This is a genomic window from Mycetocola sp. Y719, from assembly GCF_056713205.1.
On sequence record NZ_JBWYGY010000004.1, the window covers coordinates 138,075 to 150,128 of the forward strand.

14 protein-coding genes are annotated in these 12,054 nt (G+C 66.8%); 4 read left to right on the plus strand and 10 right to left on the minus strand.

From position 1 onward, the window contains the following. Window positions 1-6 precede the first annotated feature (6 nt). From AC1M0F_RS15115 to AC1M0F_RS15140, 6 genes are all read right to left on the minus strand, one after another. Window positions 7-306: a chorismate mutase gene (locus tag AC1M0F_RS15115; protein WP_480239087.1), complete on the minus strand. Its 300-nt coding sequence runs from the start codon at window positions 304-306 to the stop codon at window positions 7-9. 74 nt (window positions 307-380) lie between these two features. Next, window positions 381-1,781, minus strand: coding sequence for an FtsX-like permease family protein (locus AC1M0F_RS15120; RefSeq protein WP_480239088.1), 1,401 nt, complete (start codon window positions 1,779-1,781; stop codon window positions 381-383). Further along, window positions 1,778-2,515, minus strand: coding sequence for an ABC transporter ATP-binding protein (locus tag AC1M0F_RS15125; RefSeq protein WP_480239089.1), 738 nt, complete (start codon window positions 2,513-2,515; stop codon window positions 1,778-1,780). Before AC1M0F_RS15125 ends, AC1M0F_RS15120 begins: the two co-directional genes overlap by 4 nt. An 83-nt stretch (window positions 2,516-2,598) precedes the next feature. Beyond that, window positions 2,599-3,573, minus strand: a complete 975-nt coding sequence (locus AC1M0F_RS15130) for a DMT family transporter (protein WP_480239090.1) — start codon at window positions 3,571-3,573, stop codon at window positions 2,599-2,601. Between the two features lie 71 nt (window positions 3,574-3,644). Then, entirely contained in the window at window positions 3,645-4,280 is a 636-nt protein-coding gene (locus AC1M0F_RS15135; protein WP_480239091.1) for a GNAT family N-acetyltransferase, read from the minus strand. Between the two features lie 30 nt (window positions 4,281-4,310). Continuing rightward, window positions 4,311-5,444: a lactonase family protein gene (locus AC1M0F_RS15140; protein ID WP_480239092.1), complete on the minus strand. Its 1,134-nt coding sequence runs from the start codon at window positions 5,442-5,444 to the stop codon at window positions 4,311-4,313. A gap of 38 nt (window positions 5,445-5,482) precedes the next feature. Between AC1M0F_RS15140 and AC1M0F_RS15145 the strand changes: the two genes are divergently transcribed. The 4 genes from AC1M0F_RS15145 (at window position 5,483) to AC1M0F_RS15160 (ending at window position 8,571) form a co-directional block, all read left to right on the plus strand. Further along, the gene (locus tag AC1M0F_RS15145; protein WP_480239093.1) at window positions 5,483-6,091 is read left to right on the plus strand and encodes a maleylpyruvate isomerase N-terminal domain-containing protein; all 609 of its coding nucleotides are present in this window, start codon (window positions 5,483-5,485) and stop codon (window positions 6,089-6,091) included. A gap of 54 nt (window positions 6,092-6,145) precedes the next feature. Next, window positions 6,146-7,138: an ATP-binding cassette domain-containing protein gene (locus AC1M0F_RS15150; RefSeq protein ID WP_480239094.1), complete on the plus strand. Its 993-nt coding sequence runs from the start codon at window positions 6,146-6,148 to the stop codon at window positions 7,136-7,138. Further along, window positions 7,135-7,980 carry an ABC transporter permease gene (locus tag AC1M0F_RS15155; RefSeq protein ID WP_480239095.1) on the plus strand — a complete coding sequence of 282 codons (846 nt, stop codon included), beginning with the start codon at window positions 7,135-7,137 and terminating at the stop codon, window positions 7,978-7,980. The genes AC1M0F_RS15150 and AC1M0F_RS15155 overlap by 4 nt, the downstream gene beginning before the upstream one ends. Window positions 7,981-8,154: 174 nt before the next feature. Continuing rightward, entirely contained in the window at window positions 8,155-8,571 is a 417-nt protein-coding gene (locus AC1M0F_RS15160; RefSeq protein ID WP_480239096.1) for an Hpt domain-containing protein, read from the plus strand. A gap of 20 nt (window positions 8,572-8,591) precedes the next feature. On the opposite strand, the gene AC1M0F_RS15165 is transcribed toward AC1M0F_RS15160, so the two are convergent. From AC1M0F_RS15165 to AC1M0F_RS15180, 4 genes are all read right to left on the minus strand, one after another. Then, window positions 8,592-9,416 carry a response regulator transcription factor gene (locus AC1M0F_RS15165; protein WP_480239097.1) on the minus strand — a complete coding sequence of 275 codons (825 nt, stop codon included), beginning with the start codon at window positions 9,414-9,416 and terminating at the stop codon, window positions 8,592-8,594. A gap of 78 nt (window positions 9,417-9,494) precedes the next feature. Then, the gene (locus AC1M0F_RS15170; protein WP_480239098.1) at window positions 9,495-10,199 is read right to left on the minus strand and encodes a hypothetical protein; all 705 of its coding nucleotides are present in this window, start codon (window positions 10,197-10,199) and stop codon (window positions 9,495-9,497) included. Beyond that, entirely contained in the window at window positions 10,196-11,383 is a 1,188-nt protein-coding gene (locus tag AC1M0F_RS15175; protein WP_480239099.1) for a hypothetical protein, read from the minus strand. The genes AC1M0F_RS15170 and AC1M0F_RS15175 overlap by 4 nt, the downstream gene beginning before the upstream one ends. Further along, window positions 11,383-12,051 (minus strand): hypothetical protein, encoded by a 669-nt coding sequence (locus AC1M0F_RS15180; protein WP_480239100.1) that lies wholly within the window; start codon window positions 12,049-12,051, stop codon window positions 11,383-11,385. Before AC1M0F_RS15180 ends, AC1M0F_RS15175 begins: the two co-directional genes overlap by 1 nt. Window positions 12,052-12,054: the final 3 nt, after the last annotated feature.

Sequence of the window (12,054 nt, forward strand, 5' to 3'; positions counted from 1 at the left end):
CCAAGGTCACCTGTGGCCGCTGGCGATCTGCTCGTGGTGGTGGATGACCTCCGCGACCACGAAGTTGAACCACTTCTCGGCGAAGGCCGGGTCGAGGTGCGCTTGCTCGGCGAGTCCGCGCAAGCGTGCGATCTGGCGCTTCTCCCGCTCGGGGTCTGCGGGAGGGAGCCCGTGCTCGGCCTTCAGCTTTCCGACCTGCTGAGTGGCCTTGAAGCGTTCGGCGAGCATGTGGATGAGCGCCGCATCGATGTTGTCGATGCTGCTTCTGAGACTGGTGAGCTCTGCTGATACGTCATCGTCGGCCATGCACTCAATCTACCGTGCCGACCCACGGTGATGCCCAGCGCCGAACCCGACCGGCGCAGGGCATCACCAGCTTTTCAGAGGCGCTCGGGCTGGCTGAGAACCCGGGTGAGAACCGGGCTCGTGGCCTTGAGCGAGAGCCAGACCAGGAGCACCCCGCCGAGGAGGCACCCGGCGATGACGAGCAGCGACGCCGGGGCCACAATGAACGTGATCCCGACGAGTGGAAGGACGAGGACGGCTCCGATGAGCGCTGAACCGAAGGCGACGAATCGCAAGGGACTCATGATGGTGCGGGACCGCGAGCTCTCGATGATCTCACGCGGCATCCCCAGCCGGTCGAGGCTGACATAGAGGTCGCGACGGTCGAGGATGCTCGCAGCCTGGTTCACTCCCACAGAACAGGCCACCATGAGGAAACTCATCACAACGGTGATGATGATGCCCGTGCGGACGTCGGCGAGCAGCGTCAGGGTGTCCTGCTCGTAATCGCCGGTGAGGGTGTTCACGAAAGCGATTCCGGTTCCCGCCACGACCGCGATGAAGCTCGTCATGGCGACACCGGACACCTGCCTCCACGCGGCCTTGGGGGATTCGAGAATGCCGCGAGCCGCGATGAGCTTTGCTGGGGTCTTCGCGCGGCGCAGCGAGATCTTCGCGGCGATGCCGATGGCCCACGGCCCGATCAGGTTGAGCACCCCGATTCCGATCCCGATCCCGGTGCCGAGCACCGCTATGGTGAGCGCCACGTCGGCGATGCCCGTCATCGTCCCGAGAAGGGCATAGGCGGCGAGGATGGCGACGACCCCGATCACGATGCGTAACCAGTGCATTCGCGGTGCGGTCTGTCTGGTGCGAACGCCGAGCGGTGAGATGGTCACCTGCCGCAGGCCGATGGCTGCGCTGATCGCGGCGAGTGCGGCTACCGCCACCACGACGAGTGCGAGAACTCCGGGTCCCACCCACAGCTCCCCGGCACCGATCGGGCCACCTCCGAACCAGATGAGACCCACCAGGGGCATCGCCATCAGGTAGAGCACGATGCCGGCAAGGGAACCCAGTACCGCGATCGCCGTCGACTCGAGCACGGTCATGCGCGTCACGACGCCCGGCGTTGCTCCGAGCAGCCGCAGCGTGGCGAGCCGATCGTCGCGCCGACGAGCCGACAACCGCGCTGCAGCGCCGCCGAGCGAGGCCAGCGGCACGAGCAGCAGCACGAGGGCGAGCACGCTCAACGTCTGGTACAGCGTTGCGTCAGGGTTGTCGTCGATTGTCCAGCGCCAGAACATGAGTCCGCCGCCGAGCACGATGAGCATGAGCGCGGTCGTCACCGCGAAGGCGATCGCAGGCAACACGAGCACCGCTGCGCTCTGGGCGCTCGGTCTGGCCAGCAGCCAGGTCAGTTTCACGATGGGCGCACGACCAGAGGGACGAGAAGCGGATGCGAGGGGTGGCGTGACCGTCATTGTCGCGGTCACGCGGGGACCACATTCCCGGTCGATCCTGCCGCGGCGCCGACGGCAGCACCGTCAGGAAGGATACGGCCGTCACGAAGGCGGATGACACGGGAGCAGCGGGCAGCAACGCTCTCGTCGTGGGTGACCACGACGAGAGCGTGGCCCTGGCCGACAGTGGAGCCGAGCAGCGCGCTCAGTACGTCCTCGCTCGTCGCTGAGTCCAGTGCTCCGGTGGGCTCGTCTGCGAAGACGACCGTTGCTCCGGTGACCTGGGCTCTGGCGATGGCGACACGCTGCGCCTGGCCACCCGACAGCTCACCGATGCGGCGCGTTTCCATCCCGCCGAGGCCGAGTGCGGCAAGCCAGTGCTGGGCACGCCCCTCGGCTTCGCGACGGGGATACCCGGCAAGCATGAGCGGAAGTGCCGTGTTTTCAATGGCGGTGAGCTCGGGGATCAAGAGCCCTTGCTGGAAGACGAAGCCGAAAGCCTCCCGACGCAACCGTGAGCGCTCACGCTCGTTCATTGCGGTGACGTCGACGGGGCCGGCTGCCGACGAGAACTCGACCCTGCCGGAGTCCGGCGCGGTGATACCGGCGAGGGTGTGAAGCAACGTGGTCTTTCCGGAACCGGACGCACCCATGATCGCCACGGATTCACCGGCCCGGATCGAGATGTCCACCCCGGCAAGCGCGGTGCTCGGGCCGTAGGTCTTGACGAGGGCGGACCCGGACAGGATGGAAGAAGAATTATTCATGCTTACAGCCTCGCCGCCCGCCGGCATCCGCACATCGTGCCCGAGGGTGACCCGGTGTCATCCTCGGGAGTGACGTTGTGAAGCTACGCGACGGTGCGGCGGTGCAGCCGGATGCGCTGCTGGGTGAGCAGGATGCCGACGAAGACGAGGGCAGCTCCGAGGGGCTCGTGCCAGCCGAGGGACTCCTGGAGCAGGAGCACTCCGAGGATCACGCCGACGATGGGTGTCACGTAGGTGACGCCGCTCGTCGCGGTCGGCCCCCATGCCGCGAGGACGTTCATGTTCCAGATGTATACGATCCCCGTGCCGAGGGCGCCCAGTCCGATCAGGCTGAGCACGACCCAGATGTCGAGGCTCACCGGCTGCCACGCAACGATCGGTGTGAGGAGAAGCATGAGAACCGCCGCGATGCCGATGTACATGAACGCGGCCGTGATCGACGGCACCTTGTACGGTGCGAGGAACCGACGAAGGTAGCCGAGCGCGAAGCCGTAGCAGGTGACGGCGCCGAGGCAGGCGAGCTGGCCCCGCCAGTCACCGAGCAGGGCGCCGACCTGCCACGGTGCGACGATCACCACGACGCCGACCATGCCGACGAGGACTCCGAGGATCTGCCCCCAGTTGAGCTTTTCGACCCGGAAGACGAGGGTGGCCATGATCGCCGTGGTGATCGGCGTGACGGCGTTGAAGATCGAGGCGAGGCTCGACGAGATGTACTGCTCGGCCCAGGCGAAGAGCAGGTAGGGCACGACGCAGAAGGTGATCGCGATCACGGTGTAGTGCAGCCACACGACGGGTTGCCGGGGGAAGCGGGCTCGGGTGATCAGAGCGACGACACCGAGGGTGAGCGCACCGAGCATGATCCGGCTCCAGGCGACTTGACCGAACGAGACCCCGGTGAGCGCTACCTTCATGAAGAGGAAGCTGGCACCCCAGATCAGCCCCATTCCGACGAACTGCAGGACGATCCGCGGGTTGGCAGCGGCAGGCGCCCCGGCGGATGCCGTCTGGCCGGGGATCGTCGTCGATTCGGTGCGCGTGGAGCGGGGGTTGGTCACCCGCCAAATCTACCGTCGCCCGCCGACGTCCACTGGCGGATATCGGCCACGGAACAGAGAGATCCTGCCGTTCAGACCGGCCGCATCGCGACGGCGCCGTCGAAGCGGGAGAGTCGCGCCTCGAGGCCCGCACGGACATCCGCCCAGTCGTCGATGATCACCGAGAAGAGGGCCGTCGTCCGCCACGTCCCGTCCGCCCTTTTCTGGTCGCGGCGGATCAGCCCCTCGAAGGTCGCGCCGAGTCTCTCGATCGCCGCACGGGACCGGTCGTTGCGCTCATCCGCCTGGATCTTCACCCGGCCGAACCCGGAGTCGAAAGCGAGCCCGAGCAACAGCAGTTTCGCTTCCGCATTCACCGCTGTGCCCCAGACCTGCGGCGTGTACGCCGTCCAGCCGATATGTGCGTGCTCCCTGGCGGTGTCGAAATCGCCGAGTGTCGACGTGCCGACGATCAGCCCGTCGTGATCGCCGCCGACGAGCCTGATCGTGAACGACTGATTCGACCCGCGACTGAAGTAGCCCGACGCGAAGACGGCGAACTCATCGACATCGCGGGGCAGCCCTGCTGCGCCTCCTCCGTAGCCCCCGGCGAAGACCTCTGGCACGGCGATCGCCTCGAACAGGCCGGGGTAGTCGTCCGGTGTCATCGGGTCGAGACGGATGAACCGGCCGGGAAGCGGGGCCTTGACGGGTATCGCTGCAGTCACCGGTCCAGTTTAGGGAGATGAGCCGGCCGGTCACGCCCTGGCACGAACGAGGCAGGTGGGGGAACCCGTCTCGATCGAGCCGAGCTTCTTCGACGGCACCCCCCGTGCGTCGAGACGGAAACTCGCCACATCGCCCGACCTCTCGTTGGCGACGTGAAGGAGTCCGCCTGACTCGGCGTGATGCCTCGGCCAGTCGCCACCGCTGTCGACGTCGGCGATCGGCCGAAGCGCGGAGCCATCGCCCGAGATGGCCACCGTGCTCACCCGGTTCGTGCCGCGGATGGAGACGTGCACCTGCTCGCGAGACGCCGCGAGGCTGATCTCCGAAGCGTTGTCGCCCTCTTCGATCGTGTCCGCCGTCGCGGGGACGGATGCCACGACGCGCCACTTCCCGTCGTCTCCCCTGGCGAGCGTGAAGATCTCGTTCGAGTACTCCGTCACGACGTGGACGTGGCCAGACGGGTGGGCGATGAGGTGGCGGGGTCCGACGCCGAACGGCAGGACGATCTCCTGGCTAGGCGAGAGCCGGGTGCCGTTCCTGGCCCAGATCCGGACGGTGTCGTGGCCCAGGTCGGTCGTTGCGATCCGGCCTTCAGGCAGGACGAGGGAGGCGTGCGCCCTGGACGGCCTGTCGATCGCGGCATCCGTGACGGCTTTGCGCAGGGCAAGCTCGGCGAAGGGGTCGTCGCCGAAGTCGACGGGCTCGTCTGCGGCGGCCTGGGCGGCGAGCGGGTTGCCGTACGGATCGTTCGATGCGGCACCGACGACGCCGTCCGCCGCGAACGAGCCGTTGGCGGCGAGCGCGAACACGACGATCCGCCCGTCTCCGTAGCAACTGGCGATCAGGGCCGCCCCGTCCGGCGTGACGGTGAGCTGGCAGACCGCTTCGCCCGCTTCGATCGGCCGGCCGAGCGGGACGAGGCCGAACTCGCCACGGCGGGCGAGCGCCTCGACGGTTCCCGAGTGTTCGAGCGCGGCGTATACGACGGGCAGGGTCGGGTGGGTGGCGACGAAGGAGGGTGAGTCGAGGGCAGACGACGAGAGCGGATGCAGCGTGCCGCGATCCTCCTGCCTCAGGGCGCTGAGTCCGGCACCGGTGCCGCCCGCATTCTCGGTGTACGAACCGAGCCAGAAGAGCGGGTTGGAAACGTCGAACTGTGCCATGCTCTTCAGTCTGGCAGCAGATCGTGCAAGCATGAACCATGGGCACAGCCGCCAGTTTCTCCCGCGCAGCCGACGTCTTCGTCGGCCTGGTCCGCGGCATCCGCTCCGACCAGTGGGAGACGCTCGGCCTCGGCGTGTGGAGCGTCCGCTCGCTCGTCGGCCACACCGCGAGAGCGCTGATCACCGTCTGCGACTACCTCGAGCTCGACCCTGCCAGCCAGGTCGACATGGAGACGGCCGGCGACTATTACGGGCAGATCTACCTCGTCTACACGAACCCGGAGGCCATCGCCCAGCGCGGCGTCGCTGCCGGGATCGCGCTCGGGGACGAACAGGTCGAACGAATCGAGGCTCTCAAAGAGCGGGCGCTCGCGCTGATCCTCGCACAGGAACCGTCACGACTTGTGTCGCTCGGCGGCATGGGTATCCCGCTCGACGAGTATCTGAGGACCCGGGTGTTCGAGCTCGTCGTCCACTCGATCGACATCGCGAGGGCAACAGACCAGGAGGCAGTGTTCGACCCGGATCTGATCGAGGAGGCCGCAGCCCTCGCGGCCGGGATCGCCGCCCGCAAGGGAGACGGGGAGCAGGTGCTGATGGCGCTCACCGGGCGAGAGACGCTGCCAGAGGGATTCAGCGTGGTCTGATTCGCCTGCCTGACCTGTTGACAGCGACGGGCGGGTGGGTAGTACCGTCGGAGGATGAATTTCGTCGAGGCCGTCGGCCTCAGAAAAACATACACACCCAAGGGAGCCGAGCCGGTCCACGCGCTCGACGGCCTCGACCTGGACGTGCCCAGGGGAACGATCTCCGCCGTGCTCGGGCCGAACGGCGCAGGCAAGACAACCGCGGTGAAGGTCCTGACCACGCTGATCGTGCCAGACAGCGGGACAGCGACCATCGGCGGCATCGACGTGTTGCGCCAACCGGAGGCGATCCGGCCGATCATCGGCGTCTCCGGCCAGTACGCAGCGGTCGACGAGAACCTGACCGGGTTCGAGAACCTCGACATGGTCGGCCGGCTCTACCACCTCGGCGCGAAGGCGTCGCGCGCGCGGGCTCGGGAACTCATCGACCTCTTCGACCTCACGGAGGCGCAGAACCGACCGGTGAAGGGGTTCTCCGGAGGCATGCGGCGCAGGATCGACCTTGCCGGATCGCTCGTGACCAGACCCCAGGTCCTGTTCCTCGACGAGCCGACGACGGGACTCGACCCCAGGAGCCGGCTGGGCATGTGGGACATCATCCGTTCCCTTGTGCGCGAGGGAACCACGGTGTTGCTCACCACGCAGTACCTGGAGGAGGCTGACCAGCTCGCAGACGACATCAGCGTCATCGACGGCGGGAAGGTGATCGCGAGGGGATCCGCGGACGAGCTGAAGGCATCCGTCGGCGGGCAGCGCGTCGAGCTCAACCTCGTCACAGCCGGGGACGCACCTGCCACCGTCGACGTCCTCCGCAGGTACGGAACCGCGGAACCCCAGGTGTCCAACGATGGCAGGACCGTGACCGTGAGCGTCGCGAGCGGGCCTGAGGCCCTCCAGCTGATCCTCGGAGACCTGGAGCGGCACGATGTCGCGCTCTTCGACGCCGGCATGCGGCGACCGACGCTCGACGACGTCTTCCTCAGGCTGACGGGGCATGCCGCGACGCTCGACGCGGAACCCGAGACGACGAAGGAGAAGGCCCCGTGACCACGTCGACCACCGATCGTGTGGAGATCCCAGCGGGCCCAGGGCCGGTCGCGCGCTGGCTCAATGACGGCTGGATCACGACCCGCAGGAATCTCATCAAGATCAAACGGGTTCCGGACATCCTCGTCTTCACGACCTTGCAGCCGATCATGTTCGTGCTGTTGTTCACCTACGTGTACGCCGGCGTCATCGACATCCCCGGCAGCACGTACACCGAGTTCATCATGGCCGGGATCTTCGCACAGACGGTGGTGTTCGGGTCGACGTACTCCGGTTCGGCCATGGCCCAGGACCTCAAGGACGGCATCATCGACCGGTTCCGCTCGCTCCCGATGAGCCCGTCTGCCGTGCTCATCGGGAGGACGAACGGCGACCTGCTCATCAACGCCATCTCGATGGCCGTGATGATGACGACCGGTCTCGTCGTCGGCTGGCGCATCCGGTCCAGCTTCCTCGAGGCCACCCTGGGCGTCGTGCTCCTGCTCGGGTTCGCGTACGCGCTGTCCTGGATGATGGCCTTCCTCGGCATGACGGTGCGCAGCCCCGAGGTCATCAACAATGTCTCGTTCCTCGTGCTCTTCCCCCTGACCTTCATCTCGAACGCGTTCGTGCCGAGTGAGACGCTGCCGCCCGTGTTGCAGACGATCGCGGAATACAACCCGGTGACCGCACTCGTACAGGCGGCGAGGGAGCTCTTCGGCAACGTGCCGCCAGGCACGCCCGTCGGCGACACATGGATGCAGCAGAACGCCGTCGCCGCCACGCTGCTCTGGATCGTGATCCTCCTCGTCATCTTCGTTCCGCTCAGCATCCGCCGGTACTCGCAGGTGACGTCGCGGTGATGCTCCCGCGGCGATCCTCAAGGCGCACCCCCCAAAGTGGTGTCGAAAATTAGCGAAAACTTGAGCTTCGCCGTTGCCTGATCCTGATCATCGGCGACCATGATCGAAGCAGGCGGCAACCCGAATACCGCTCACGGGCAGATACCCGGTGGATGACCAGGATTGGTGTGTGCGGTGATACTCCCCCCTAACGCCGCACTACCCCCTGATGACACCGGGCATCTGCCCCTTCTCGACCACACCGCCCTCGCCGCGCTGCTCGCCTCGCTCGACCAGGATGAAGACGCTCTCGACGGCTTCGTCGCCACGTTCATCAATCACTGGCCCGAGCGACTGCGCCGCGCCGCCGAGGCCGTGGCGACCAGGGATTATGCGGCGATCTATGACTGCGCGCTGAGCATCAAGGTGTCGAGCCAGATGGTCGGCGCCGCCCAGCTCGGAGCATACGGCTGCGAACTCGAACGCGTCGTTCGCTCCGGCCGCCTCGATGACGCATTGCCGATCCTTGAGTCCCTCCGCTCGATCGGCGAGGAGACCGTTCATGCTCTGGCCGCAGCACGCAGCCGTCAGAGCCGCGAACACGCCGCCTGAGCGGCCCGTCCTTCTCTGACTCAGTTCTGGTTGGGTGACAGTCGGTAGCCGACGCCCCGGACCGTCTCGATCCAGCGGGGACGCTTCGGGTCGTCCGAGAGCTTCCGTCGCAGGTTCGCGAAGTGCACCTCGATCGAGCGCTCCTCCGACTCACTGACGAAATCGTTGGCGACGTACACCTCGTCGCGGAGTTCACGGACGAGGTCCGCCTTCGAACGGACTCGCCGCTTGCTGTGCAGCAGGGAGCGGAGCAGATCGAACTCGGTGCGGGTCAGGTCGAGTTCGACATCGTCGAGTTCGACCGTCCTCGTGTCGGCGTTGAGCGTGAGGCCGTTGTGGACGTAGACGAGTTCGACGTCGTCTGCCGGTGCGGCCGGCTGGGGCGCCGGCTCCGCTGCTGCGGTGGGCGCGACGACATCGCTCACACCGGTGGCAGGGCTGGGCGGGTCGACGAGGTCCAGCTGGCTGACCCGGGGGCGGCGGAGCATTGCCTCGATGCGGGCGCGGAGCTCTCGCGGACGGAAAGGCTTGATGACGTAGTCATCAGCCCCCGATTCGAGGCCGAACAGCAGGTCGGCCTCGTCGGACTGCGCGGTGAGCATCACGATGTAGCAGTCGGTGAAGAGACGGAGGCGACGTGCCACTTCGAGGCCGTCGATGTCGATCAGCCCGATGTCGAGCGTGACGATGCTCGGGCTCTTCTCGCGGACGAGTTCGACACCCTCTGTTCCGCTGGCCGTCGAGCTGACCTCGAACCCGGCCTGGCGCAGAACGGTTTCGACAAGTCCGCGAATGTCGGCGTCATCCTCGATGACGACAGCGGTACGGCCTCTGTCCTCTGCCATGTGGTGCTTTTCCCCCCGGAAGTGCCGCGCACTCCAGTGAGCGCCGTGGTGTTCGATCAGTTTCGAACACAGCCAACTCTAGTCGGGGTCGACCGCTTCGTCACGACGGCGGCGACCCCCAATGAGGAGCAGGCCCAAACAGGTGGCAACGGCGGCGACGATCAGCGCGTCGCGAACGGATGCCCCGGTGGAGGGCAGGTTCGGCAGTGACCCGGCATCGCCGGGAGGTGTCGCCGACCCACCGCCGGTCTCGCCTGGGTCGACCTCTGTGTCTGCGGCGACGACCACGAGCGACAGGTCGAGCGACTGCAACTGGGTGGCGTTTCCTGAGCTGAACGGCAGTTCGAACGTGACGTCGATCGGGACGCTCGCGATCGAACTGCGGCCGAGGTCGAAGATGACGTCTCCCCTCAGCAGCTCGGCTGCGGTCGACCGGAACGTGGTCCCGTTGCCTGCGACGGTGATGACGACATCCTTCTGGACAGGCGTCGGCGTCGCTCTCTGGTCGGTCGAGTCGTCGCCGAGGGTGATCAGAAGGCTGGACACCCCGCCTCCGGTGCGGTGGGCCACCACCTTCGTGGTGACGATGTCGCCAGGGACCATGGTCCAGTCGCTGAACAGCGTGCCGATGGGGCTGCCGTCTTCGCGGGTCAGCGCGAGCGCGCGCTCCTCGGTGTCTGCGGCTGCACTTGCGGCCCCGGAAAACGCGAGAGTTGCGACGAGGGCGACGCCGATCGCTCCGGCGGCTGCGCGGGCCAGACGGCTCATGACGTGTGTGTTCATGCCACGAACACCTCGACTTCGAGGTCGGCTGGCGGGGTGCCTGTGCCCCACCACTCGAGGACGACGTACTGGATCTTCGTCCCTGTCGTGTCGCGGAGCACGGAGTCGATGGAGCTCGTCCCCCGCGGCGCGATGACGGTGGGGGTGACGGTCGGCGTGGAGTCGACCGTGACCGGCACCTGGATCTCCCGCTGCTGGTACTGCCTCAGGAAGTTGTTCTCAGGGCAGGCGGTCGCGCTGTTGCTCCAGTTCTCGCTCCAGTTCTCCCACACGTACCTGGACCGGCACTGGATCTGGGTCGTCGTCGTTGTCGTCGACGGCCAGAAGCCTGCCCCCGAGTAGTACTTCTCGGCGAGGTACGTCGTGGAGTTCTTGAACACGGCGTTGGACGCCGGCGCCGTGTCGACGCCGGAGAAGACGTTGTTGAAATTCGTCACCCCTGCCCCGCCGTCGACGTGGCAGGTCTTGCTCGCACACGTCGGGTCGTTGACGGAGTCGGCGTTCTTGGTGCGGCCGTTCGTGAGCATCCAGCTGTAACGCATGGTCACCGGGTCGGCGTTCGCACCCGACTGGCCGCCGAGGCTGTTGATCCCCCGGTGCGCGTCGCGGATCTCGACGCCCGGACGTGTCGCGTTCGTCGTCGCACCGTTGATCGCAAGTGTCGCGCTCGTGTTCAGGCGCGCCTGTGCGAACGGGACAGCAGTGGTCGGGGCGACATCCCAGACCCACGCGGCGGCCGAGGTCGACGCATAGTTGCCACGCCAGGCAGTGAGCTTGATCGACTGGGTCGAGCTCATGCCGGGGGTACAGCTCCACAGGCGTGCTCCGAGTTGATTGTCCACGCCGCCGACCTGCGCCGGGAGCGGTTCGATCGGGTCGAAGCTTCCGTCGTTCACGACGGGAAGGACAAGCATCCTGACGGTGGTCTTCGGCGCCGACGCGTTCGTCGTGCTCTCTGGAGCCTGGATCTCGGTGAAGTCACTGAGCTTGTAGACGTTGGTCGAGACGGTGGGGTTGGGCACTGAGCACCAGTTCCCCACCCCTGCCCCGCCGGTCGCGGCGTCGCTGGCCGTGAGGTGGGCGCCGGTCGTGGCTGCGGGCAAACCGACGATGATCATCGCCGCTGCTGCCAGCGTCGCGATCGCGACGACGTGCGACATCCGGAATCGTCTGAGCGCCGACATCAGTTTTCCTCCGCACGGGGAACCTGGGTGAGAAGCGCGGTCGCAGTGAAGTCGGCGAGCGGGTTCATCACCGTGTTGGTTCCGCGGGACGCCAGGAGCGCGCGCGACACATCGACGCCGTTCCTGACCGCAGGGATGGACAGGTCGAGCACGATGGTGCAGGTCTGCCCGGGCTTCACGGTCTGCCCGGCCGCGGTGGAGAACGACCACGTCAGGGCGCCGCCGACGATGGTCGGGGTGGAGTCGACGGTGCAGGTTCCGCTCGACGCGATTGCGGCCGTCAGGTAGCCGGCGGAGTAGACGGATGCCCACGCGGTCTTGGCTGCTGCGGCGATCGTTCCGGAGATGTAGCCCTGGACTCCATCAGTGGTCCCGCTCGTCATCGAGTAGGTGAGTCGCTGGCCGCGGGTGCCGGGGACGAGTCCGGTCGTGGACGACGCGACCGTTGAGCTGAGGGTCCCGAGGGCGTATGAGGCTGACGTGACGGTGGCGTCGAGGGACAAACCGCTGGCCGAGTCGATGACCTGGGGGCTCTGCGTTTCCTGGTCGTTCCAGAAGGCGAAGGTGACCGGCCCACCGAGAAGGGCGAACGCCGTCAGGAGGGCGACGCCCGCGAGGATCACGGGCTTCGCAGGAACGGTGCGGCTGCGGTTCGAGTCGATGGACATGAG